General features: G+C 58.6%; 19 protein-coding genes. 7 read left to right on the forward strand and 12 right to left on the reverse strand.

The annotated features are described in order from the left end of the window. Positions 1-59: 59 nt before the first annotated feature. The 6 genes from TERRO_RS12830 to TERRO_RS12855 form a co-directional block, all read right to left on the reverse strand. Complete coding sequence (locus TERRO_RS12830; RefSeq protein ID WP_014786179.1) at positions 60-3,158, reverse strand: efflux RND transporter permease subunit; 3,099 nt, start codon at positions 3,156-3,158, stop codon at positions 60-62. Continuing rightward, complete coding sequence (locus TERRO_RS12835) at positions 3,158-4,456, reverse strand: efflux RND transporter periplasmic adaptor subunit (RefSeq protein ID WP_014786082.1); 1,299 nt, start codon at positions 4,454-4,456, stop codon at positions 3,158-3,160. Before TERRO_RS12835 ends, TERRO_RS12830 begins: the two co-directional genes overlap by 1 nt. Next, the gene (locus TERRO_RS12840) at positions 4,453-5,697 is read right to left on the reverse strand and encodes a TolC family protein (protein ID WP_245536066.1); all 1,245 of its coding nucleotides are present in this window, start codon (positions 5,695-5,697) and stop codon (positions 4,453-4,455) included. The genes TERRO_RS12835 and TERRO_RS12840 overlap by 4 nt, the downstream gene beginning before the upstream one ends. A 181-nt stretch (positions 5,698-5,878) precedes the next feature. Then, positions 5,879-7,324 carry an outer membrane beta-barrel protein gene (locus tag TERRO_RS12845; protein WP_014786084.1) on the reverse strand — a complete coding sequence of 482 codons (1,446 nt, stop codon included), beginning with the start codon at positions 7,322-7,324 and terminating at the stop codon, positions 5,879-5,881. A gap of 105 nt (positions 7,325-7,429) precedes the next feature. After that, positions 7,430-8,962: a lysine-sensitive aspartokinase 3 gene (gene lysC / locus TERRO_RS12850; RefSeq protein ID WP_014786085.1), complete on the reverse strand. Its 1,533-nt coding sequence runs from the start codon at positions 8,960-8,962 to the stop codon at positions 7,430-7,432. A 109-nt stretch (positions 8,963-9,071) separates the two neighbouring features. After that, positions 9,072-10,523: a sensor histidine kinase gene (locus TERRO_RS12855; RefSeq protein ID WP_014786086.1), complete on the reverse strand. Its 1,452-nt coding sequence runs from the start codon at positions 10,521-10,523 to the stop codon at positions 9,072-9,074. A 14-nt stretch (positions 10,524-10,537) separates the two neighbouring features. Here TERRO_RS12855 and TERRO_RS12860 point away from each other — a divergent pair, with 14 nt between their 5' ends. From TERRO_RS12860 to TERRO_RS12885, 7 genes are all read left to right on the forward strand, one after another. After that, the gene (locus TERRO_RS12860) at positions 10,538-11,671 is read left to right on the forward strand and encodes a universal stress protein (protein WP_014786087.1); all 1,134 of its coding nucleotides are present in this window, start codon (positions 10,538-10,540) and stop codon (positions 11,669-11,671) included. Beyond that, positions 11,668-12,363 carry a response regulator transcription factor gene (locus TERRO_RS12865; RefSeq protein ID WP_014786088.1) on the forward strand — a complete coding sequence of 232 codons (696 nt, stop codon included), beginning with the start codon at positions 11,668-11,670 and terminating at the stop codon, positions 12,361-12,363. The genes TERRO_RS12860 and TERRO_RS12865 overlap by 4 nt, the downstream gene beginning before the upstream one ends. A 456-nt stretch (positions 12,364-12,819) precedes the next feature. Further along, positions 12,820-12,906, forward strand: coding sequence for a K(+)-transporting ATPase subunit F (gene kdpF / locus TERRO_RS23935; RefSeq protein ID WP_081490632.1), 87 nt, complete (start codon positions 12,820-12,822; stop codon positions 12,904-12,906). Next, complete coding sequence (gene kdpA, locus TERRO_RS12870) at positions 12,906-14,666, forward strand: potassium-transporting ATPase subunit KdpA (protein WP_014786091.1); 1,761 nt, start codon at positions 12,906-12,908, stop codon at positions 14,664-14,666. The genes kdpF and kdpA overlap by 1 nt, the downstream gene beginning before the upstream one ends. A gap of 32 nt (positions 14,667-14,698) precedes the next feature. Continuing rightward, positions 14,699-16,735 (forward strand): potassium-transporting ATPase subunit KdpB, encoded by a 2,037-nt coding sequence (kdpB, locus tag TERRO_RS12875; protein WP_014786092.1) that lies wholly within the window; start codon positions 14,699-14,701, stop codon positions 16,733-16,735. Between the two features lie 9 nt (positions 16,736-16,744). Beyond that, positions 16,745-17,299, forward strand: a complete 555-nt coding sequence (gene kdpC / locus TERRO_RS12880) for a potassium-transporting ATPase subunit KdpC (protein ID WP_014786093.1) — start codon at positions 16,745-16,747, stop codon at positions 17,297-17,299. A gap of 161 nt (positions 17,300-17,460) precedes the next feature. Further along, positions 17,461-19,329 carry an APC family permease gene (locus tag TERRO_RS12885; RefSeq protein ID WP_014786094.1) on the forward strand — a complete coding sequence of 623 codons (1,869 nt, stop codon included), beginning with the start codon at positions 17,461-17,463 and terminating at the stop codon, positions 19,327-19,329. A gap of 52 nt (positions 19,330-19,381) precedes the next feature. Here the strand turns inward: TERRO_RS12885 and TERRO_RS12890 are convergent, their stop codons facing one another. From TERRO_RS12890 to TERRO_RS12915, 6 genes are all read right to left on the reverse strand, one after another. Beyond that, positions 19,382-20,095 (reverse strand): SOS response-associated peptidase family protein, encoded by a 714-nt coding sequence (locus TERRO_RS12890; protein ID WP_014786095.1) that lies wholly within the window; start codon positions 20,093-20,095, stop codon positions 19,382-19,384. A gap of 32 nt (positions 20,096-20,127) precedes the next feature. Further along, positions 20,128-20,343 (reverse strand): hypothetical protein, encoded by a 216-nt coding sequence (locus TERRO_RS12895; protein WP_014786096.1) that lies wholly within the window; start codon positions 20,341-20,343, stop codon positions 20,128-20,130. 10 nt (positions 20,344-20,353) lie between these two features. Beyond that, positions 20,354-20,620: a hypothetical protein gene (locus tag TERRO_RS12900; RefSeq protein WP_014786097.1), complete on the reverse strand. Its 267-nt coding sequence runs from the start codon at positions 20,618-20,620 to the stop codon at positions 20,354-20,356. A gap of 119 nt (positions 20,621-20,739) precedes the next feature. Next, on the reverse strand, positions 20,740-22,260 hold the full coding sequence (locus TERRO_RS12905) for an outer membrane beta-barrel protein (protein WP_014786098.1): 1,521 nt from the start codon (positions 22,258-22,260) through the stop codon (positions 20,740-20,742). Positions 22,261-22,382: 122 nt separating this feature from the next. Continuing rightward, on the reverse strand, positions 22,383-24,959 hold the full coding sequence (locus tag TERRO_RS12910; RefSeq protein ID WP_014786099.1) for an ABC transporter permease: 2,577 nt from the start codon (positions 24,957-24,959) through the stop codon (positions 22,383-22,385). Between the two features lie 3 nt (positions 24,960-24,962). After that, the gene (locus TERRO_RS12915) at positions 24,963-25,652 is read right to left on the reverse strand and encodes an ABC transporter ATP-binding protein (RefSeq protein WP_014786100.1); all 690 of its coding nucleotides are present in this window, start codon (positions 25,650-25,652) and stop codon (positions 24,963-24,965) included. Positions 25,653-25,740 lie beyond the last annotated feature (88 nt).

The following is a 25,740-nucleotide window of genomic DNA, read 5'->3' on the forward strand; positions in this document are numbered from 1 at the left end:
TCGCATAAGACAAAGAGGAGGAGGCTCGCACGAGCCTCCTCCTCTTCTTGTTTGCAGTACTAAGCCGTGATGGCGTCATCGTGCGAGGACCGCGTGAGTCCGTAGTAAATCAGCGGCGTGACGATGAGGCTAAGTAGCATGGAGATGGCAATGCCGCCGATCACAGCAATGGCAAGCGGCTGTAGCATCTGCGAGCCCGCGCCGATTGCCAACGCAAGTGGCAGCATACCCGTCACAGCGGCGAGTGCCGTCATCAGAATGGGCCTCAACCGCCGCTGCGCAGACATCTTCATCGCATCAAGCGCGGACATACCCTCCGCGCGAAATCTTTCGTCTGCGTCCAGCAGCAGGATGCCATTCTTCGCAACAATACCAATCACCATGATGAGTCCCATGAACGAAGCCACGTTGAAGGCAGTGCCCGTCACGAGCAATGCTCCCACAACACCTGCAATCGATAGCACTGAGGACGACAGGATAGCGATCGGTGCAGCAAAGTTCCGGAACTCTGTAAGCAGCACACCAAAGACAAGAATCAGAGCAAGCAGCAACACACGCACAAGCTCGCCGAAGGACTTCTGCTGCTCCTCATAGGTGCCACCATATTCCACGCGCACGCTCGGCGGGATATGCATCGCCTGCACCCGCGCCTGAACAGCCTTCACGGCCGTCCCAAGATCCGTGCCCTCAAGCTGTGCCGTGACAGTCACCAGGCGCTGCAGATTCTCACGCTTGATCTCGTTCTGCGGCGGCAGCTGCGTAATCTCAGCCAATGATCCAAGCGACGCCGTCCGACCTGATGCCGAGTTGAAGACGGTGTCACGAATCGTATCCAGGTCTCGCCGCGTTGCATCGCCAAGCCGTACGCGCACAGTATAAGGACGCCCATTCGCGATGACCGGATCGTTCACAGTGACGCCGTCCAGAATGGACGTCGCATCCTCCGCGGCCTCCTGCGGTGTGAAGCCAAGCCGTGCAGCCAGCTGCGGGTCTACCTGGAAGTTAGTGGCCGGCCCACTAATGGTGTTGTCGATGCCGTTCTCGATGCTGACGACACCTTTCACCTTGCCAATCTCATCCGCGATGCGCGGAGCAAGTTCGCTCAGCAGCGCAAAGTCCTGGCTGAAGAGCTTGATCTGGATTGGCTCCGGCGCATTGGAGAGATCGTTGATGTTGTCCTGCAACACCTGGATATACTCCGTGTCGAGCTGCGGCTCGGCCGCCTTCACCTTCGCGCGAACCTCCGCGATCACCTCATCGATCGCGCGGTCACGCTTCCCTTTCAGCTTGACCGTCATGTCGCCCGTATTGGCTTCGGTCACAGCAGCGAGTCCCATCTGCAGACCCGTGCGGCGACTGACACTTTCCACCTCAGGTGTCTTTTTCAGAATCTGTTCGACGCGCGCCAGTACATCGCTCGTGGACTGTAGCGAACTGCCCGCAGGCATGATGTAGTCGATGATGAAGCCGCCCTCATCCATCTCCGGCAGCAGGTCCGAGCCAAGCGAGCGATATGCCAACAGCGTGCCGACAACAAGCACAGCGCACACACCGACGAGCGCCCAGGGCCGTGCCAACGAAAAGTCCAGAGCACGATGATGCCAACGCATCACACGCCCCAACACCTTGCCCGGTTCGCTTTGATGAGGAGCGCTATCGCCATCCGGTGCATGCTTCAACAGCAGCAGCGCAAGGCCCGGCGTAAAGCTGACTGCGAGTACCAACGATGTCAGCAGTGACACCGTCATGGTCGTCGCAAGTGCGCGAAAGAAGCTACCCGTAACTCCGGTAACTGCAACCAGTGGCAGAAACACCACGACCGGCGTGATCGTCGAACCGATCAGCGGCACTGCAATCTCTTTCAGTGCGAGCCGCACAGCATCCAGGCGCGACTGTCCGCTATCTCGATGGAGAACAATGTTTTCGACAACAACGATCGCATCGTCGATAACAAGACCGATCGCAGCGGCAAGACCACCCAGCGTCATCAGGTTGAAACTCTCGCCGATCAACCAGAGCGCAAGCACCGTCGCAGCAACAGTAACGGGGATCACGAGTCCTGCGATAAGCGATGACCGCCAGTCCCGCAGGAACAAATAGAGGATGATGCAGGCGAGTACGAGACCGATGAGGATCGCGTCACGCACACTACTGATACTCTCGCGAACGATCTGCGATTGATCGTAATAAGGCTTGAGAAGAACGCCCTTAGGCAGCTTCGTCGTTAAATCTGCAACCACAGCGCCAACACCGTCGGCCACTGCAACCGTGTTACTGCTGGGCTGGCGTGTAATGTTCAGGAGCACCGCCGGCTGGTCGTCCGCAGTGACCGCCGTGTAAACAGGCATGGTCGCTTGAATGACGTCCGCAACATCGCCAATGCGCACCGGCGCGCCACTGCTCGTGGTCTTTACAGAGAGCTGCTTCAGACCATCGATATCATGCGCTTGCGCTCCTACCAGAGCGAGGATCAGTTGGTGATCCTGCTGATACAGTCCCGGCGAGTCAATGATGTTCGACGTCTGGATCGCGTTGGTCAGGTCCAGGATCGTGACGCCCGCGGCCTGCAGCTTCGCCATGTTCGGAACTACGTGAAACTCCGGCACCTGTCCGCCTTGAATGGTGACCGTACTGACACCGCTCACCCTATTGAGCGGCGGCTTCAGCGTGTACTGCGCCAGCTCCCATAGCTGCGACTGCGACAGCGTATTCGATGTCAGCGAGTAACCAAGGATGGGAAAGGTCGCGAAGGTCAGGCGGTTCGTCGTGAGCTTCGCCGTAGTCGGCAACGTCTGCTGCACTTTGCTGAGTGCTGAGTCGACAAGCTGCAGCGTGCGAAACATGTCGACGGACCAATCAAAGAAGAGACTGACCTCTGCAGATCCACGGCTCGTTGTGGAACGCACCGTCATCAGGCCGGGAACGCTGTTCACAGCGTCTTCAATCGGCTTGGTGATAGTGACCTGCATCTGCCCGACCGGCATGACGCCGTTGTCCACGCCGATCACTACGCGCGGAAAGTTTGTCTCCGGAAATACGGCGATGGGCGTGCGAAAGAACGCATAGATTCCCGCGATCGTCAGCACGACCGCGAGGAATAACACAGTACGCACCGACCGCGCCAGCCAGTACTGATCCGACTCGCGTGCGGCAGCCATCAGTCCTTGCCCTCGGCTGCCTTGCCTGCGGCGGGTTTGTCGTCGTCCGCTTCGCCGGGCTTGCCGACCTTCACCTTTGTGCCATCATCCAGACCGTAGCCGCCTTCCGTGATGACGTTATCGGTGGGTGACAACCCCGACAGTATCTGCACGCTCTCTGGCGTGCGGATGCCGACCTTCACCGGCTTCTTGTGCGCAGCACCATCCGCGCCGATCACGACGACAGCCGTGCTGCCGTCGGCAGCAGGAACGATGGCTGCGAGAGGAATCTGGAGTGCGTTGTTGACGGTCGTTCCGGTCAGCGTCGCATGAACGGGAGTGCCTACCTTCAGTGTGCCGCTCGTATTGCTGACCCTGACCCAAACTTCGACAGTCGTGGATCCCGTATCCAGAGCGGGACTCAGAAATGAAACCGTTCCTTCGAGCGGATCGTCCACGCCGGGAATCTTGACCTCAGCCTTGTCGCCCACGTGCAGCTTCTGAGCGCTGGGTTGCGCCAGATGCAGCTTTGCAAGGAGCGATGACGTGTCCATCACGGTGACCACGGTTGTGCCTGACTGTGCTGTTTCCCCGGGGAACAATGGTCGATCCGTGACGACACCGCTGATCGGACTCCGCAACTGCGCGTAACTCACCTGCGCCTCGGCACTAAGTAACTTGCCGCGGGCCGACGTAAGCTGTCCCTCGGCAGTCTGCTTGGACGTTGCGCGCGTCGTCGACATCACACTATCCAAATGTCTTACGGCAATGTCGTACGTAGCCTCTGCCTGCACGGCGGTCGCGTAGGCGGTGTCCGCATCGCGTCCCGACAGAGCTCCCTCTTGAAACAACTTCCTGCGTTCGTCCGCAGTCCGCTTGGCAACGTCGCGCGCAGCCTTCGCCTGCATGACATCGACCTCTGCCTTTTTCACATCCTCTGGGATGGAGGCGTTTACAGCGGTGGTCAGCGCAGCGTTCGCGGTGGTGACTGAACCGCGGCTATCCGCAGCAGCACCTCGCAGGTCGCGATCATCCAACGCGACAAGTAACTGGCCCTGCTTCACGCGCTGGCCACGCTCTACGTACTCATGCAGGATGGGCGCGCTGATGCGGGGCGCGATCGCTGCTTGGGAGAGTGGCGCAAGGATCGCGTCAGCCGCGATCTCCTCCGAAATAGAACCGGTCGTTGGATGTGCAGCCTGCACCGTGACGACGGGTGCCTCGGCCTCCTGATCCTTGCTCTTGCAAGCGGTGGTCGCAATCAGCGCCAGTGACAGCAGAGCAACAAAGTTCTTGCGGGAGCTACGTTCAACGTTCATGGGAGCCTTCCCGTCAGGGTTTGCAGTTGCGCGCGTGCCAGTTGATAGCGCAGTTGCCCGTCAACCTGTGCTGTCTCCGCATTGATGACGGCGGCTTGTGCGTCCACCACTTCCAGCGCGGTGCTTTCGCCATCGACGTAGCGAAGGTTCGTCAGGCGAAGGCTCTCGCGTGCCGTGATCACGCTGGCATCGAGCGAGCGCAGTTGTTGCGCGGCCAGGTCGGCCTCGGCGTAGAACTCTTCCAGGTTCGCAAGTAAACGACGTTGTGCTGCGGTGAGGACGACACGGGCAGCTCCGGCGCGTAGCTTGCTTGCCCTGATCCTGCGTTCCGTTGCGAGCCAATCCCATACGGGAATATCCAGCGTTGCGCTCATCGCGTAACCAAGATTGCGGATACCGTCGGGACCGTTCACGCCAAAGTTTGTCGCGTCGATGCCGTAGGTGTAATTGAGCGCGAGATCCGGCGTGAGCGCTGCCTTCGACGCAAACGTATCTGCCTGCGCCACCTGCAGACCGGCAATTGCGCTGCGGATCTCCGGATTATTCTGCTTCGCCAGACTGTCGATGCCGGGTCGGTCCGGCAACGGTGGTGGGATCGCCGGGATGTCGAGCGTGTACGGCGTGGATGGGTCCGGGTACAGCAGCACGCCTAGTTCAAGCCGCGCTTTGGTGGCGGCCAGCTTCGCGTCGGCCAGATCTCGCTCACGTTGCTGCTGTTGAAGCTGCGCCTTCAGAACGTCAGCGTGCGCAACTTCGCGGGCCTGTTCGCGCTTCTGCGTGATGTCGAGAAAGTGGTTGGCTTCGTTCAAAGCCTCAGCGGCTACGGTGGCCTTTTGCCCGGCGCCCTGTGAGCCGTAGAAGAGATTTGTCACCGCCACCACAAGGCCACGGCGAGCGACCTCCGCTTCGGCCTCCGCACGCAGTGCGCTGGCAGTTGCAGAGCGTATTGCTGCGATCTGGCCAAGGCCAATACGCTCATCGACTACGCCCTGGCTGGCATACTCGCGGATGGCGTTGTTCGCGATGAAGAGGGGCGAAGCATCGCCGGTGACCTGACCGATCCTACTTGCGGCCACACCGTTGGGCTGCGTGTAGACCGCCTGATTGTGATACGTGACCGTCGGCAGCAAGGCTGTCTTTGCGTTGGTACGCTCGAGAGCCAGCGCACCGCGTTCTGCGACGGCAGCGGCGTACTGTGGCTCATTCGCCTGCACCATGGTGATTGCCTGCTCAAGTGACAAAGCAGAAGTCTGGGCCGCTGGCGTTGCTATCGGAGCAGAAGTAGCGGTCTGACAGGGCGCGCTCATGGCGCACAGCAACATCCACCAGATGCATCCAGTCCGCATGGAGCGAGCCTAATGCAATAAGCATTAAGGTTGACTGAATATCTACGCTTAAATCCCGCGTAATTTACGCCCCGCTCTAGAAGTGAAAGATTAGATCGGTCGTCACGGTGAACTGGTTGGTACGTGTGCCGTTATCGTAGGCTCGCCGATCCCACGCGTGGTCGAAGCGTATCTCTGGACGCACCTGCACCGTGGTTCCCACCCAATGGCTCAGCATCAGTGTCTCTTCGCTGTAACGGGTCGCGTACCCCGTGCGCTGCCCCTTCTTGTCGTTCAAAAAGTCGGTGCGCAAGGAGACGAAATCGTGCGGCGAGAGTTGCTTGTTCAGGTAGTGAACGGCAGCCCATTCCGGGGCAAAACAGGTCTGCAGCCCCGGCCTGCAATTGGCGCCGTTTGTTCCCTTCTCCGGAACGATCGAGCCGTTCACGCTTGGCACGTCTCTCTGTGACATGGAGTACACCTCCGTTGCCATGTGCCAGGTGCTGCCAAACTTGTGATACCAGGTGGCGTCGTACATCTGAAGATTGTTAAAGGCATACTTGCCGTCGTTAATGCCGTTCGCGCAGACGTAGAAATTGTCATTGACGCTGGTCGTCGTATAACTCACACAACCTGTAAATGCCGGCTTGGCATCAGGTGTCCACGGCGCGACATCATGACTGGCAGACAGCCCGGCCTGCACCGTCCATCGATCATTCAACTGAATAGTCGCGAGAATGCCGGTGTCCGTAAAGGGATCAACCGCGTAGAGCAGTGAGTGGCTGAACATGTAGTTGTTCGGCGTCAGCTGCGCTTCAATGCCCGGAATCGAAATATAGCGACCAGCGCGGATATTCATGCCGTGCGCGACGTGTGGAAAGTAGACGTCGACGTACTCAAGCACCGGATCGAAGCCGTACTGCCGATTGTTCTTCAACAACTGTTGGCTGAAGTAACCCTTGTTCGTCGTGGAGCGATAGTCGGTGCCAAAGAAGCCCGTCACATGGAAACCCCAGTCGATGTGATCTCGCTGTACCGTGTCAGGCAACCGCTCTACGTAGACAACTGCCTGTCCAAGCTCCACACGATTGGAGTAGATGGCATTCGTCTGCGGATAGTTACGGTCGCGTGAGGTGGAGAGATTCGCCGTCGGCTCAATCCATCCATAGACCTTGGTGCGGCCTGTCGCGCCGTTGATCGCCGTCTGCAGCGGGTAAACGTTGCCGTCTGACTCACCAATCGTGGGCGAACCACCATAAGACCAGTCCGCGCTTGGGAACGGCGGCGAGTTGAGCGGCGACGGAACACTGCGGCGTGGCGCTGCAGGACCACTGACTGCCGTTCCCTTCCAGTCCGTTCGATAAAAGTCGATCCACCGCCCAACGAAGCCTGGTCTGGGAGTCGGTGCGGTCGCGGTCTTCTCGACTGCAGGCGCCTCGGGCACCGACTGTGCCTTGAGTGGCGTTGCGTACAACGAGAGTGCCGCGACCATCGTCAGGACGAAGGTGGTGCAGGTATGCGCGTTCTGAATCGAATTCGTCATCGGGCCCTTGAAAGCAGCGGGATCATAGGTCGTTGGATGCAGTGAGTAGCGTCAGTAAGCACATCGTAAGAAGCCATCATGCCTCGTTGGAATGTAGAAGAGGCGTTACAGAACACCGGTGAGGGCAAGGCTTGCGGTGCTGTTCAGGCTCGCTGCCGTGGGGTGCATGGATGCATTCAGAGCGATAGCCCCGTCCGTATGGCCAAGGTCGAACACTGCCGGATCGGGGTTGGAGAAGAACTGCCTGTGAAGGGAACGGACCGCACTCTCCACAGCCGCGCCGTCAATCATGAAGCTCATATTGATGCCGTTGGCGCCTTGCGAGATCATGTCGAGGTTGATCTCTCGTACAGCCGAGAACACCTGCTCGGAAAGCCCCTTGTGGCCCTGAATGTTATCGCCGACCAGGCAGATGAGCGCCTTGCCTTCCTCAGTCCGCACCGCGGCAATCTCGGACAGGTCCGCGATGATCGCCGGCAGATCGTCCGTAGCATCGATGCTGACGGAGATACTCACTTCACTTGTAGAAACCATGTTGACCGCGCACGCGTATCGGTCTAAGACCTCAAACGAAGCCCTCAGAAAGCCATGCGACATCAGCATGCGCGAAGAGACGATGTGAATGATGGTGAGGTGCTTCTTTGCGGAGATGCTCTTCAGCGGGCTGGTGCTCCGAGGTGCAGAGGCAGTGATCTTGGTGCCCTCATTGGAAGAATCATGCGAGTTCAGCACCCACACCGGGATGTCCTTCTTGACTGCGGGAAGAATCGTCGATGGGTGCAGCACCTTTGCACCGAAGTAAGCAAGCTCCGCAGCCTCTTCAAAGCTGATCGTCCTGACTCGCAAAGCATCGGGACAGATCCGCGGATCGGTCGTCATGATGCCGTTCACATCCGTCCAGATCTCAATCCCCTCCGCATTCAAACCACTTCCTACCAGTGCAGCCGTGAAGTCACTGCCGCCACGCCCAAGAGTCGTCGTGATACCACCAGTAGTCGCACCGATAAAGCCACCCATGATCGGGATTGCGCCGACATCCAGCAGAGGCAGTACGTGCTCCAACAGTTTGGCTTCAATCAGCTCTGGCTGTGGGACTGCTCTGCCGTGATGACTGTTCGTGATGATGCAGGTGCGAGCGTCAACGTGTGCGCTGCTAATCCCGCGATGCTCGAAGGCATCCGCGACGATCCTGCTTGAGAGACGTTCGCCGTAGCTGCTGATCAGATCCGTAGTGCGCTTGGTCAGCTCACCAACAGCCGCCACACCGCGAAGAATGTCCTCGAGCTTGTTGAGATTTTCGTCAATCACCTTCGCGACTGCGTGAATGTTTCTTCCGACCAACTCTACAGCGGTATGAAGATGACGCACACGCAATGCCCTGCAGAGAGCCATCGCTTCGTCGACCTGATTGTTCGCCGCCGCTTCCGCCGCCAGCAACAACTGGTCCGTCACCTTTGCCAGCGCAGAGACGACGACCACGGGGCGCTGGCCCCGATCGCGTCTGCCCTTGACGATCGAGATAGTCCGTTTGATCGCAGCAGCATCCTGGACGGAGGTACCACCAAACTTCATCACGACGATCGGCGATTCTGAGTTGGTGCTCTTTCTCTGATCGCCCGCGCTTGATCCCTCGCTCATGACTCTCCTGTCGAGGGCTCAGTGCGATGCCGGCGACACAATCCATTTCAAACCTTCCGCCATAAGAAAGGCATAAGAACGGAAAAACAACTGAGACGATTCAAAAGCATCACAAACCCGCGTCTATAGGCAGCGAAAAGGTGAATACGGAGCCCTGACCAAGCTGGCTGGTAACGGTTAGCGTCCCGCCATGGGCGCTGATAATCGCCTTGCTGATGGCCAGTCCCATGCCAGTCCCCGCCACGCGATCTCCCTGGCTACGCCCGCGATAGAAGCGATCAAAGATCAGCGCAAGCTCGCTGGAATCGATACCCACGCCACGATCCGCAACGCTTACTTCCACGAAACGGCCCTCCAGCCGCGCGGAAAGAAAGATAGGCGATCCCTCGGGCGAGTACTTCTCTGCGTTTTCAATCAGATTGCAAAGGACCTTATGAACAAACTCAGGGTCGGCCGTCACGGCTGGTAACTGTGGCACCGGGGCGAGTGTCAGCGGGTGCCTGGAGGGGTCGACCAGACACGTGGCAGCGGCTGCATCAAGCATCTCGGCAACACTCGCGGGCTGGAAGGTCATGTGCACCTGCTGCGCGTCCAGTTGCGCCATCTCCGTTGCCTGCGACACGAGCAGGTTTAAACGATCACTCTCTTCGTTGATGATCTGCAGCAGCTCGATCCTGGCTTCTGCGGGCGTCTCCGTGTTAGCGAGCAGTGCGCTCGCGGCGCCTTTGATCGACGTCAATGGCGTTCGCAGTTCGTGTGTGATGGAGTCGATGATGAGGGTCCGCAGTCTCTCGCTCTGCCGGTTCGCTTCCCCCTTCGCCACGTTTTCCAGTGCCTGTGCACGATCAAGCGAAATGGAGACGAGTCCTCCGATGGTTTCGAGGCTTTCCCTTGAGAGGGATGCGCCCTGGATGCTGACAAGGCCCCTGGGCATGACTCCTACCTTCAGTGGAACTCGTGCTTCTCCCTGATCCGAGACGTCCACGTTGGGCAGGGTGAGCGCGAGCTGACGCAGGTGCGGTAGCTCAAATCCCGAAAAGGCGTGTAGACCGTGCTCGAAGAAACGGTCGCCGTCGAGCAGGAAGAGCACCACCGAGTTTGCACGCGTGACGCGCGCGATCAGCATGGGCAGCGAACTGACGAGGTTCCCCACGTCGTCGAGTTGAAGCAACTCGCGCCCCAGCTCAAATGAGAGCTCAACTTCACGCTGACGGGCAGTCGCCTCATCCGCTTCGTCACGTGCTCGTTGCGAAAGGCGGCTGCCGATAACCGACGTGGAGAGAAAGGCCAGCAAGGCCAGCCAGTTCTGCGAGTCGGCGATAGTGATGCTGCCGATGGGAGGCAGGAAGTAATAATTGTAAGCAGCCGTAGCGGCGACTGAGACTGCAACCGCGTAGCGAAGGCTGAAGTTCGCGGCCAATCCAAGGATCAGCAGGACCAATGTCAGCGCGACAGTGGTCTGATTCACATGCAGCCAGCGGCTGTACACGAGTACAATTCCGGCCAGAGCCGCGAAGGAAACGATCCAGCGAACGATCATAAGAAAGCGGCGCGAGTTCATGGGGTGGATTGTAGATGGTCGAAGCTGAGCGGAAAACACCAGAGGACTGGCTCGCCTCCAGCGACCAGGAGAAAAAGACCGGCCGCCTCAAGATCTTCTTGGGTTACGCGCCGGGCGTCGGCAAGACCTTCAGCATGCTGAGCGAGGGTATCCGGAGGCGGAGTCGTGGGGAGGATGTGGTCGTTGGCGTGGTTGAGACGCATGGCCGCCGCGGCACGGCTGAACTCAGCACAAAGCTGGAGGAGGTACCGCCGCGCGAACTGAACTATCGCGGCACAGTCTTTCGCGAGATGGACGTCGATGCCATCCTCGCGCGGGCTCCGCAGGTCGTGCTGGTGGATGAGCTTGCCCATACGAACGTTGAAGGCAGCCGATTCGCGAAGCGGTTTGAGGACGTCCTGCTGCTGCTGGAGAACAACATCGATGTCCTTTCGACGATCAACATTCAGCACATTGAAAGCCTTACACCACGTGTTCAATCCCTGACGGGCATCAGCGTTCGGGAGCAGGTTCCGGACTGGGTTCTGGATCGTGCGGACGAGATCGTCATCGCCGACCTCACACCCGAAGCGCTGGCGACCCGCATGCGCCGCGGCGATGTCTATCCCATGGAACGTGTGGAGCGTGCGCTTGCCAACTTCTTTCGTAAGGGGAACCTGATTGCGCTTCGCGAGATGGCCCTGCAAAAAGTGACGCGCGCGGTCGATCGCAATCTGGACGCTTACGTCCGGCGTAAGCGGCTGGGTGCGCATTGGACGGTCACAGAGCGCGTTGCGGTCTGCATCAGTTCCAACCCGCAGTCACGCGACCTGATCGCACGTGGTGCGCGTCTCGCAGAAGGACTTGGCGGCGAACTGTATGTGCTACATGTCGCGAGCGACCGCGACACGGAAGGACAGCGAAAGCTGACACTCGATTCGCATATCCAGTTCGCACAGAATCTGGGAGCGAATATCGTTCAGTTAGCGGGCAGCAGTGTTGCTACGGCCACTGCGGCGTATGTGAAGGAGCAGCGCATCACACAGGCTATCTTCGGAAGGTCCGCACTGCGCGGTTTCAGGAAGTACTTGTACTACCTTGCGATAGGAAAATTTATGTCAGAAGCACCGCATGTCGATCTACACATCATCACGCAGGATCCCGAATGAGCCGTGTCCTGATAGTGGATGACGAACCACAGATCCTGCGCATGCTGCGCGCATCACTGACTGTGAACGGCTACGAAGTTGTCAGCGCAAAAAACGGACTGGAAGGCTTCACAGCATTCGAGCAGTTGCAGCCCGACCTGATTATCACCGACATGAGTATGCCGGTGATGGATGGGCTTTCGTTGACACGAGAGATCCGCCGGATCTCAAAGGTTCCAATCATTATCCTGAGCGTGCGCAACATGGAGCCGCTGAAGGTGGATGCACTGGATGCCGGCGCGGATGACTACGTCACGAAACCGTTCACGATGCCGGAGCTACTGGCGCGCGTGCGTGCAAATCTTCGCCGTGTCACCGACGCGGAGGCGGAACCCGAGGACGCCTTGCAGGAGGGCGACTTCTCGATGGACTTTCGCACGCGGACCGTCGCAGTTCGAAAGAACACGGTCCATCTGACTCCCAAGGAATTCGATCTGCTGCACTTCTTCCTGAAGTCGCCGGATCGTGTGCTGACACATCGTGCGCTGGCAGAGGCGGTGTGGGGGACTGTGAGCGATGGCCAGACCGAGAACCTGCGTGTGCTGGTGGCGCAAGTCCGTCGCAAGATCGAAGACAAGGATCATCGCTACGTCATCAGCGAGCCATGGGTCGGTTATGCGCTGCGGGTGAACGGCACCAAAAGCTCCTTATGACTTCTTAATGTCTTTCTTACGGACTTCTTACAGGCTCCCGCATTGGAATAGGCGGTGGAGTCGATACGATGTCTGCAGCAGTTGTGACGCTCGTGAGTCTGCGATCAAAGGTTGCGTTCCCTTGCGGCATGCAACCGGATCGCGCACCCGACTCTCTGGGAAAGTCGCAACTCTGCGCAACGCTTAGCGCCCACAAAGACAATCCACAACATGGTCTCCACCCGTACCTGGCCCTCCCGGCCATGCGTGAGATCACTGCGCCCCGACACACCCTCTTCATGCCCGCATTGCCGGCAACTGGGCTGCATGAAGGTGGCTACGCCGAATCTCCACTTGGCATAACGAAGGAAAGGAATCACCCATGCTCGACGTGTTAGCGATAGCACTCTTGTTCCTCTTATTTGGCGCGTGCCTGTTGTATCTGCGTGGCTGCGCCAGCCTGAAGGGCGGCCGCTGATGGCTCTGAATCTTGTGCTGTTGTTCCTGGCTGGCGCTCTTATGGCCTACCTGATTTACGCGTTGCTTCGCCCGGAGAAATTCTGATGTCTCTCAATGGATGGCTGCAGATCGCAGTGTTCATCGCGGCTGTACTGGTCCTGGCTAAACCCATGGGCAGCTTCATGACGAGCGTCTTCGAGCGCCGTCGTACTTTCCTTGATCCCGTACTTGTGCCGTGTGAACGCCTTCTCTATCGCGTGACGGGTGTAAACCCGGACGAAGAGATGAACTGGATGCAGTATGGAGTGGCCATGCTGATCTTCAGCGCGGCCAGCCTGGCTTTGACTTACGTCGTGCAGCGACTGCAGAACGTACTACCGCTGAACACACAGCACCTGCCCGGCGTCCCTGCCGATCTTGCGTTCAACACCGCCGTCTCTTTCACGACGAACACAAACTGGCAGTCGTACGTGCCAGAGACGACCATGAGCTATCTCACGCAGATGCTGGGCCTGGCAACGCATAACTTCTGGTCTGCTGCTGCGGGCCTGGCGCTGGCAATCGCGTTTATTCGTGGCATCGCACGTCGCGAAGCGAAGACGCTGGGTAACTTCTGGGTCGATCTGACGCGGGGCACCTTCTGGGTACTGTTGCCGCTCTCCGTCATCTTCGCGATGGTACTGGTGTCGCAGGGCGTTGTGCAGAACCTGAAGTCTTATGACACGGTGAAGTTACTGGAACCGCAAAAAGTTACCGGTACCGATGGCAAGACATCGACCGTAACAACGCAGACCATTGCGCAGGGCCCCGTGGCGTCTCAAGAAGCGATCAAGATGCTGGGGACAAATGGTGGCGGCTTCTTCAACGCGAACAGCGCGCATCCATTCGAGAATCCCACGCCACTTACCAACTTCCTGCAGATGCTTTCCATTTTCCTGATCCCTGCGGGACTCACGGTAACGCTTGGGCAGATGGTCGGTTCGCCGAAGCATGGATGGGCGGTGCTGGCGGCGATGACGGTGCTGTGGTTTGCCGGTGTCTTCACCGTCTTCTGGGCGGAGGCCAAGGGCAATCCTCAGTTCGCGAATGTTGACCAGCACGTGTCCATGCAGCAGGCCGGCGGCAACATGGAAGGCAAGGAAGTTCGCTTCGGCATCGCCAACTCTGCGCTGTTTGCAACGGTGACCACCGACGCAAGCTGTGGCGCTGTGAACAGCATGCATGACAGCTTCACGCCGCTTGGTGGGCTGGTTCCTTTGACGAACATCCTGCTTGGTGAGATCGTCTTTGGCGGTGTGGGAGCGGGCATGTACGGCATGCTGGTCTTCGTGATCGTCGCGGTGTTCATCGCGGGCTTGATGGTCGGTCGAACACCGGAGTACTTGGGCAAGAAAATCGAGTCGTATGACGTCCAGATGGCAATGCTTTACCTGTTGATCTTTCCGCTGATCATTCTTGGTCTGGCTGCAATCGGTCTTCGAACTCCAGCGGGACTGGCAGGCCTGGCAAATCATGGACCTCACGGGTTGTCGGAAGTTCTGTATGCGTACACCTCTGCCACAGGTAACAACGGCTCTGCATTTGCGGGACTGAGTGCCAACACGCATTGGTATAACTTCACGCTCGGCATCGCTATGTTCGCAGGACGTTTCCTGATGATCGTTCCGATGCTCGCGATCGCTGGCAATCTGGCCGCGAAGAAGATTACGCCTGCAACCGCTGGCACATTCCCCGTCACGACACCGCTTTTCACCGTGCTGCTGACAGGTTTGATTGTCATCGTTGGCGCGCTGACGTTCTTCCCGGTGCTGAGCCTTGGCCCCATCCTGGAGCACCTGCTACTTCGCGCGGGACACCTGTTCTAAACGTTCGTTGACGCGGACAAGGAAAGATAGACATGGCAACTCAAAAGAAGTCCTTATTTGACCGGGCGATTGTGAAACGAGCATCGGTGGATGCATTCGTGAAGCTGCATCCCCGCGGCATGATGAAGAATCCCGTGATGTTCGTTGTGGAGATCGGCAGCGTACTCACGACCATTCTGCTAATCGCAAACATGGCGACGCACACCGGCCACTTCCGTTTTGATGTGCAGATCACCCTGTGGCTCTGGTTCACCGTACTGTTCGCGAATTTCGCAGAGGCGATGGCGGAGGGCCGTGGCAAAGCGCAGGCTGATGCGCTGCGTCTCGCAAAGTCGGAGACAACGGCCTATCGCGTCGACAAGAGCGGCGCTGTCGAGGAGATCCCAAGTTCGCAGCTGCGCGTGAACGATGTGGTCCGCGTCGTTGCGGGACAGATGGTCCCGGGCGATGGTGAAGTAATCCAGGGCGTTGCTTCTGTGGATGAGTCTGCAATTACAGGCGAGTCCGCTCCAGTGATCCGCGAGGCAGGCGGTGATCGTTCCGCAGTGACTGGTGGCACGCGAGTGCTTAGCGACGTCATCGAGGTTCGCATCACATCCAATCCCGGCGAGACCTTCCTCGATCGTATGATTGCGCTGGTTGAGGGTGCTGAGCGGCAGAAGACACCGAACGAGATCGCTCTGAATATTCTGCTTGCAGGATTGACGATCATCTTTCTGCTGGCGGTAGTGACACTGCAGCCCTTTGCACAGTACTCCGGTGCGCCGCAGACGATCTTTGTTTTGATCTCACTGCTGGTCTGCCTCATCCCCACAACCATTGGCGGCCTGCTCTCAGCCATCGGTATCGCGGGTATGGATCGACTGGTGCAGCACAACGTTCTTGCTACTTCGGGACGTGCTGTGGAAGCAGCTGGCGACGTCAATACCTTGCTGCTTGATAAGACGGGCACTATCACCATTGGCAATCGCCAGGCATCGGAGTTTATCCCGGCACCCGGGGTATCCGCAGAGCAGCTTGCCGATGCCGCACAACTCTCTTCCCTGCCCGATGAAACGCCGGAGGGCCGCTCTATTGTGGTGCTTGCGAAGGAGAAGTACGGGCTTCGCGGACGCGAGCTGGGGCAGATGAATGCGGAGTTCGTTCCCTTCTCTGCAACGACGCGCATGAGCGGTATTGAAGTCGACGGTCGCAGCATCCGTAAGGGTGCGGTCGATGCGATTGCTCGCTATCTGCAGGAGCATGGCAGTGCCATGCATGATGAGGTTCGCAGTGCAGTGGAGATGGTCGCGAATAGTGGCGGCACACCTCTGGTGGTCGCAGAGAACGGTCGTGTGCTGGGCGTCATTCACCTGAAGGATGTTGTGAAGGGCGGCATGAAGGAGCGCTTCGAACAACTGCGCGCCATGGGTATTCGCACGGTCATGATCACGGGCGATAACCCGCTGACGGCAGCGGCCATTGCGCGTGAGGCTGGTGTGGATGACTTCCTGGCAGAAGCCAAGCCGAAGGACAAGATGGACCTCATCAAACGCGAGCAGGCGGAGGGCAAGCTGGTTGCGATGACGGGCGATGGCACCAATGACGCGCCCGCTCTTGCTCAGGCTGACGTAGGCGTCGCCATGAACTCCGGTACGCAGGCTGCAAAAGAAGCCGGCAACATGGTGGATCTGGACAGCAACCCTACCAAGCTGATCGAGATCGTTGCTATCGGCAAGCAGTTGCTGATGACACGCGGCGCGTTGACGACGTTCTCCATTGCGAACGATGTGGCAAAGTACTTCGCGATTATCCCTGCGATGTTTGCCGGGGTGTTCCCGGTGCTGAATGCGCTCAACATCATGCATCTGCACAACTCGGAATCGGCTGTGCTGTCGGCCATCATCTTCAACGCGTTGATCATCGTGGGACTTATCCCACTGGCACTGCGTGGAGTATCGTATCGGCCGCTATCCGCTGCTGCACTGCTGCAGAGAAATCTACTGGTTTACGGCGTAGGCGGCATTGTGGTGCCGTTCATCGGCATCAAGCTCATCGACATGCTCGTTACCGCGATGCATCTCGCATAGGACACTTATATGAAGAAGCAAATCATTACGGCTTGTCTCTACACCGTCATCACTGCGGTCCTGCTGGGCATCCTTTATCCACTTGCCATCACTGGTCTTTCGCGACTGCTGTTCCGTGACAAGGCTGATGGTCAACTGGTGCAGCGCAACGGTGAGCTCATCGGCTCACGGCTGATCGGTCAGCCGTTCACTGGCGCCGGCTACTTCCACAGTCGCCCTTCCGCGGCTGGCGCGGGGTACGACGCTGGCAATTCCAGCGGATCGAACCTGGGGCCGTCTACAAAGACTCTGATCGATCGTGTGAACGCCAGCACGGCGGCTGAATCGAATGGTGCTCCAGTACCCGTGGATCTGGTGACTACCTCTGGATCGGGTCTGGATCCGGACCTTTCCCCCGCGGCGGCCCTCTACCAGGTTCCTCGTGTTGCGAAGGAGAGGCATATCCCTGAGGCAGATTTGACGGCGATAGTTCGGAAAAGCGTCATCCCGCGTCAGTTTGGCCTGCTGGGAGAGCCGAGAGTCAATGTCCTGCAGTTGAATCTTGCTTTGGATCAGGCACGCTAAAGATGCTTCGCAAGCCGCTGGTCGATTGATCAGCGGCGCTGAAGCAACGGGCTGGCGATATCGACTGCGTCAAAGCCAAAGCTGTATCTTTACGACTTTCTTATGCGGGTGTGGGCTCTAATACTCTTTGACCTCCCCGGTCCTTGAGGCTCTCCCTTCGCATGCGATTGTTCGACCTTCTTCTAGGAAAACCGCTGGCGACCAGCGATGCACACAATGAACATATAGGCGTTGCAGCCGGCATCCCGATCTTTGGCCTGGATGGACTCACGAGCGCCGCCTACGGTCCGGAACAGGCCATGGCGATCCTCGTCCCGCTTGGCCTGCTTGGCGTGCAACAGCATCTGCTGCCTATCTTTGGCGCGATCCTGGTTCTGCTGGCGATTCTGTACTTCAGCTATCGCCAGACCATCGAGGCCTATCCCAACGGTGGTGGATCCTTCACCGTAGCCAGCGAGAACCTTGGCGATGGCGCGGGCCTGCTTGCGGCTGCTGCGCTGATGATTGACTACATCCTCACCGCGGCTGTGGGTGTGTCCGCAGGTGTGACGGCCCTGGTGAGTGCAGTGCCCCGGCTCCATCCGCATCAGCTTGCGCTGTGCCTGCTGATTCTGATGATCATTGTCCTGATCAACCTGCGCGGCGTGAAGGAGTCTGGTTTTGTCTTCATGCTGCCGACGTTTCTCTTTGTGGGGACGTTGTTGGCGACCGTTGCTGTCGGCGTCTGGCACACCTATGCCGCGCACGGACATCCCATTCCTTTGGCAGCTCCGCCGCCGCCCATCTCCGCGACCATGCAGTACGTCACAATCTGGCTGCTGCTCAAGGCGTTTGCCAGTGGGTGCGCTGCCATGACGGGCGTCGAGGCCGTGTCGAACGGTGTCACTGCCTTCAAGGAACCGAAGTCGAAGCGGGCGAACCACGCGCTCACCGTCATTATCGGTCTGCTTTTCACCATGCTCGCAGGCCTGGCTTACGTCGCGCGTGCTTATGGCGTGACCGCTATGGATTCGGGCGATGCAGCTTACCAGAGTGTGCTGTCGATTGAAGTAGCTGCTGTCTTCGGTCGGGGGTGGTTCTACTTCCTTACGATGGGCAGCGTCCTTGCCGCGCTCAGCTTTAGCGCCAATACAGCGTTTGCCGACTTCCCGCGCATGGCTCGTGCGATTGCTTTGAAGGACTACATGCCGCGCGTCTTCCTATTGCGCGGACGACGACTTCTCTTCTCGCACGGCATCTATGCTCTGACCGGCTTCACGGCTCTGCTGCTTATCATCTTCAACGGCGTAACCGATCGACTGATTCCGCTCTATGCCATCGGCGCTTTCCTCGCCTTTACGCTTAGCCAGGCCGGCATGGTTCGTCACTGGATGAAATGCACGGACGCAAAGCATCGCCACATCAAGATGTTCCTAAACGGACTTGGCGCCGTCGCAACCGGCATTACGCTATTAGTGGTATTAGTGGCCAAGTTCACCTCGGGCGCGTGGATCACGGCGCTGCTGGTGCCTGCCATCATCTGGCTCATGCACGGCATCAAGCATCACTACACCCGTATCAATCACGAGACAGCTGATCCTGAGCCGCTGCGCTTCACCGATCTTGAGCAGCCATTGGTCGTGATCCCCGTTGCCCGCTGGGACAAGATCACTGAAAAGGCTGTACGCTTCGGGCTGGTGATGAGCCAGGATGTGAAGATCGTAACCGTCGAGACCGATACGGACAGCGGCTTCGACGAGACTTGGGAACGCATGGTCATGGGTCCGATTCGCGCCCACGATGGACCAGTGCCGGAGATGGTGCAGGTCAAGAGTACGTACCGAACCGTCATCACGCCGCTCATGGACTACATCCTGAGCCTCGAAAAGGACTATCCCAAACGGAAGATAGCCGTGCTGATCCCCGAACTGGTAGTTAAGCACTGGTGGGAAAACCTGCTGCACAATCAACGGACGCAGATGTTGAAGTTGCTGCTGCTTGTGCGCGGCAATCGACGTATCGTGGTCGTCAATATTCCCTGGTACTTGTGAGTACCTGACGCTCGAGCACTTTGTCGCTTGCAACGAACGGACTGTGGCCCGATCAGGCCACGGTCCGTTCTGTTTGAGGCCGCACCCCGGCAAGTTCCAGGTGCATGTCCACAGGACCGGGCATCATCTTCCAATTTCGAAGTTGCGCAGAGGACAGTGGTCGCATGAGGTCGACAGGTTCCTTCCCCTCCTCTTTCGCGATGCGAAGCCAGCGATCCAGATCCGCCGCATCCGTCAGCGCTACGGGCAGCCGTTCGAAGAGCGTGCTCAAGATCGGCGTTACAAGTGCCGTCACGATGGCAAAGCTCTCGACAGCGTGCCCCTGATCGTTGGTCCACGTCTCCCACACACCTGCAATCCCGAATAGACCGCCACATTCAAGCGCGAAGGAACACTGCTGCTCGATCTCCGTCGAGAGGTGACGGCGTTCGTGCAGCACAGTGGCTGGTATGACGCAGCGGCGACGACGAAAGGCGCTACGGAAGCACGAGTCGCACGTCATCGCTTCCGCATGCGCTTCGGAACGCTGCTCTGCACCACGCTCATCGCACGCGTAGGACGGCACTAACCCCTCGCGCATCCAGACGATCTCCCGACGCGATGTTGTGGGGGAGATCCTGACCACGGGGTGGAATTTAACGCTTCTCTGCTGGTGTCTTAGCGAAGCCATTGACTCGATCGATGCGATGGTAGCCACCGTCGATTCAACGCCGGCCCACGCTGCGAGATGAGTCCAGTCCTGCTGCATTTCAAATCTTTGGAACATATATGCCTCCCGGGCACACTCATGTTGGCGACCTAATAGGCTTCGGTGAGATATCGCCACAAGACAACGACGATCATGCCGGCGACCGCAGTCAACAACAGAATGCCGAGGAGCTCTGCTCGTAGATCTGCTTTTTCGGGAAAGTCGACACGGTCCGAACGATGCCGCCTTCCTGCGAAGGCAAGAAAGATACGATCGCCAACGCCACGCTTGATCGCCGAAGTCTTATGCAGTTTTTCGTTGGGCATCGGGACTCTCCTACGGACGCTGAAGGGCACGAACGATACAGACGGCGAAGAAAGACGCGAACATCAGGAAGAGGCTGCCGCAGGCACGCGCACGGCTGGCATTAAAGCTCCCTTCCTGTACGCATTCCAGGGCACGTTCCCGTTCGATGAGGACGGAAAGACAGGGCGCCGCGCAATCAGGACGCAGTAGCATGGCTCCGGCCAGGTACAAAAGAACGACTCCAAGTGCCGCTCCGCCGTATGCGAGGATGTCGACGAAAATAAGACCTGACATCATGGCTTTCTCCAGTGTTAGTAGCAGACCTAGCGCCGCCATAACTATCGTGTGCGAGTGAGCGTCGCGGCGACATGAAAAGAGACAGGAGAGCCTGGGTGCCGGCGCTCCTGACCTCTCGACTAGAACTTGTAGATGAGGTCCGCGCCCACGAAGAACTGGTTGCGAGCCGTGCCGTTGTTGTAGCCCCGCATGTCCCAGGAATGATCAAAGCGGATTTCGGGACGAAGCACGATCGTGCTGCCGATGTACTTCGTCGCGTACAAAGTGTTCTCGGTGTACTTGCCTGCAATACCTGTGCGCTGTCCCTTCTTGTCGTTCAGAAGGTCCGAGCGGAAACCCACAGCCAGCTTCGAGTTGATCTCACGATTGATATAGTTCACGATCGCGTACTCCGGTGCCGTACAACGCAGTTGGCCGGCTGCACACTTCGCACCATTGGCGCCCGTCTCGGTCGGCACAGGGTTGGCTACATTGCCTGCCACGTTAGGTACTTCGCGCTGATACATGTACCAGGCCTCCGTTGCCATGTGCCACTTGGCATTGAAGCGGTGGTACCAGGTCATGTCGTAGTCCTGCAGGTTGTTGTACGCGTACTTTCCATCGTTGATGCCGTTGGCACATGCATAGAAGTTGTCATGGTTCGTCTTCGTCGAATAGTTGAGACACGCGATGCCCGAAGCTTTTCGATCATCTGACCAGATCGCCACGTCATGCCCCGCAGACACTCCGAGTTGCACCAGCCACTGCTTACTCAGCTTCAACGTCCCAATGATGCCCGTGTCCGTGAAGGGATCGATCGTATAAAGCAATGAGTGCGTCATGTTGTAGTTATTGGGCGCCAGCTGCGCTTCTATGCCCGGAACGGACAGGAAGCGACCAATCCGGATATTGAGGCCTTCCTTCACGGGGAAGTAAAGGTCCGCATATTCCAGTACCGGATCAAAGCCGTAACGACGATTCTTTTGCAGCAGTTGCTGACTGAAGTAATCCTTCGCCGTCGTGAAGCGGTAGTCATTACCGTAGAGCGCTGTGAAGTGGTAGCCGAAGTCGAAGTGTTTCTTCTGTACCGTGTCTGGCAGGCGCTCCACATAGATGACGGCCTGATTCAAGACAACGCTATTCGGAAAGACATCATAAGACACAGGAAAATTATTCGATCCCGACGTGCTCGCATTGAAGCTTGGTGCGATCCATCCATAGATCTTTGTCCGCGAGTTCTGTAACTTCAGGGCCGTCATCAACGGATATACGTTGGAGTCGGGGACACCGAGCAGTGGCGATCCGCCATAGCCCCAATCGGAGCTGGGAAAGGGCGCCGAGTCTAGCGGTGCATCCAATGCGCGGCGAACAGCTGGCGGAGTCGCCGGCGCTGTACCGGCCCAGTCCTGCCCATAAAAATGACCAAGGCGACGAAAGAAGTTGCCACCGGAAGAGGGGGCCTCGCCCGCGGCGGCACCGCCCTGCGGCGGTTTGCCTTCAACCACATCGGATGAACCATCCAAGACGTCCGTAGACACTACAGAGCTACTCATCTGGTTGACGGCCGTCTGTGCCTGCATGTTGATGGGGTACTGCAGAAATGCTGCGGTCGTCGCTACGGTTGCGTAGAGCGCCAGCGTGGAAATCTTTGTGCTTCGCATACTTCTCCGTTCAGCGCCGCCGGGGGTTGTAAATCCAGCAGCGCCATAACGAATGCTAGGCTTTAGGGCCCTAAGAAAGCCGTAAGGAAGTCATCAAAAGTCCATAAGGAAAAGGGAGCCAGTTACTCCTCGCGCAGTACTTCCAAGGGCTTTTGACCAAGGACACGAAAGCTGGCAAGCCATCCTGTCGCAACCGTAAGCAGTGCAACGCCTAGAAGCGCGCACACATTGATCAACGTCAGGAAGTGATAGTCGAGGTCGAGCTGTCGCAGAACGATTCGCGTCGTCAGGTTCGCAAAGATCAGGCCGACAAATCCAGCGATAAGGCCCAGCGTTGCAAACTCAATCGAGAAGATCGCGGCGATGCGTGATCGCGTGGCTCCCAAGGTCTTGAGGACGACAACCTCGCGAATGCGCCGGTACCGCGTGCCAGCGATGGCACTGGCAAGAATCACAAGTCCCGCAAAGATTGAGAAGCCCGCGAGGAACTGCACGACCAGCGACACCTGCAACAGCACACCACGCAGCGTCTCCATAGCCTGCGCCACGTTGATGACGGTAACCGTGGGATACTTCGCGTACAAAGCCCTCTGCAGTTCGCCCACCTGATCGGGGTTTGCATGCACACCGCCGTACCAGACCGTGGGCAACGACGCGAGCGGTGTACGTGGCAACAGAAACTCCGCGCGCGAAAAAGCATGCTGGCCATCGGATTTGATGATGGCCGCCACCGTTGCGTCTACCGGATGGTCGGGATCGCCGGGTGCAGCAAACAAGATGTGCGATCCAACATCAACGCCAAGCCTCTGCGCCATACGCTGCCCGATAGCAAGCTTCGCAAGCGGCTCGCCCGGCTGCCAGAAGGCACCGCGAACGACCTTCGTGCCCGGCGGAAAGTTGTCGGTCCACGTGATCGAAATCGACTGCAGCATGCGCTTGGGAAAGTTCTGCAGCTTCAGGTCGGCCGCGGGCGTTCCGTTAACGGACAAGATGCGCGAAGCGATGACCGGCAGCATCTCCGCTTCCCCTCGCACCGACGGCTGCGTCTTCAACAACGCACGCACACCGTCGATCTCACTGGGTGAGATGTCGATGAGGAAGACGTTCGGTAACGTCGGTTGTGTGGACAGCTTCAGTTCCTTGATGAGCGCATGCGACAGAAAGAAGACGCTGGCAATCTGCATCACACCAAGCCCAACTGCAGCCAGCAACGCCGCGGAAGGATTGCCGGGCCGATACAAGTTCGCAAGTCCATGGCGCACAACCGGTGTCAGGGAAGAACGCGTTCCGCGCAGGAGCACGCGCAACCCGGCAAGAACCAGCGTCGAAGTGATCAGCAGAACCAGCAGCACCGCAGCCAACCCGCCCGTAAAGACGCGGCCGACTGCCTTCGAGTCCGACAGCGTCGTCGCAATTAACGTGATGCCGACAAGGATAAGGATGCCCGCAACGATCTGCGCGCCGGAGCGACGGATCTTTGCAAGAAAGCCACTTACTGCGCTGCCATCGCCTGCATCATCCACCGTGCGGCGCAGAATGAGGATAGGCCGCACGTTGCGGATATCCAGCAGTGGCGGCATGGTGAACAGCAGCGTGGTCAGCAATCCGGTGGCAAGTCCCGCAAAGATCGCCGATGCCGCAATGTGCAGCTCCGGCGTAACGCCCAGCAACTTCGCCAGCAGCAGCGGCAGCACCAGTTGCACGCCAACACCAAGCACCACGCCAACGACACCACCCAGCAGACCAAGCAGCAGCGTCTGCAGCAGGTAGATGCGCAGAATGTGCGATGACCGAGCGCCCAACGACTTCATGATGGCGATGGAATCCATGCGCTGTAACAGGTGTGTGCGCATCGCCATGGCGACACCCACAGCTCCCAGCACAAGCGCTACCAGCGATACCAAGGACAGCACGCCCGTCGCACGATCAAGCGCCATGGTGATGGCAGGATTCGTCTCGCGATAGTCCGTCACCTGCGACTCCGGCAGGATCGTCTCAAGCTGCGCCTTCAGCCGCACCACATCGCGGTCGTTCTTCACCGGCAGCTTGAAGAGGTAACGCTGCCCGGCACGCGAACCCGGCGCCAGCAGGTGTGTACTCTCCAACTGGTCCTGCGTCAGTAGGATGCGCGGCCCCGCAGCGAACGATCCGGAGAGACGATCCGGCTCGCTCAACACGATCGACGAGATGCGCAGCTTCGCATCGCCAAGCTGGATGCGGTCACCCGTATGCAGCTTCAGGCGAATCAGCAGGTCTTCACCGACCGCAACGTTGTCTCCTCCGACGGCCTGCGTCAGCGGCATAGATGGCTTCAGATCGACCACGCCATAAAACGGATAAGCCGAGGTGTCGATCGCCTTGAGCGCAACCAGCAGCGGATCAAGCGAGTTGGCCGCAGTCGCCATGCCGGCCATTTCTGTAATAGGCGTCATGCGGACGCCGCCGGTCTTCAGGGCATCCAGCTTCGCAATCTGCGAGGCGTCCGGCTGTTGAAACATGCGTGCCGAAAGGTCACCGGCAAGGATAGAGCGAGCACGCACCAGCAGTGTCTGCCGAAATGCCGATGAGAATCCTCGCACGCCCGTCAGGGCCGCAACCCCAATCGCAACCGACAGGATGACAAAGAAGAACTTTCCGCGTGACGATCGCAGCTCGCGCGAAGCGATGCGGGCTGCCGTAGTCCATGAGAGCGCGGCCACCGCCTACACCTGCTCCGGTGTCTTATAGATATCGGAGATCACTTCGCCATCGCGGACGGTTAGCACCCGTGTCGCGTGCGCGGCAACTGCCGGATCGTGCGTGACCAGCACCAGCGTCGTGCCTTCGCGGCGGTTCAGGTCCAACAGCAGTTCCATAATGTGCGCGCCATTGTGCGTATCCAGATTGCCGGTAGGTTCGTCGGCCAGCACAATGGGTGGCCGCAGGATGAATGCTCGTGCCAACGCCACGCGCTGCTGCTCTCCGCCCGAAAGCTGCACGGGGTAGTGGTCGGCCCGTTCCGACAAGCCGACGGCTGCAAGCAGGTCCTTCGCACGGGCGATGCCCGCTGCCTGCTCCTTCGATGGAGCGTTCAGCTCATGGGGCAAGAGCACGTTCTCAAGCGCCGTCAACGTCGGAATCAATTGGTAGCTTTGAAAGACAAAGCCAATCAGCTTGCCCCGGACCTCGGCCAGCTTGTCTTCCGGTAGATAGCTGATGGCAGTGCCCTGCAGCGTGACATTGCCCTCGGTCGGCGTGTCCAGTCCCGCCAACAGGCCCAGCAACGTGCTCTTGCCCGAACCCGACGAGCCGACGATAGCGACAAACTCGCCCGCGCTGACATCAAACGTAATGCCGCGCAGGATTTCGACGGTGCGTGGGCCATTGCGGATCGACTTGCGAAGGCCCGCCACACGAATACTGGGTGCGGCACTGCTGGCAGTTTGGGTGTCGGGACTCAGGCTCGAACTCGCTTTCAGGAACTTTGCTACGTTGGACGGA

Source organism: Terriglobus roseus DSM 18391 (genome assembly GCF_000265425.1).
Classification (GTDB): domain Bacteria; phylum Acidobacteriota; class Terriglobia; order Terriglobales; family Acidobacteriaceae; genus Terriglobus; species Terriglobus roseus.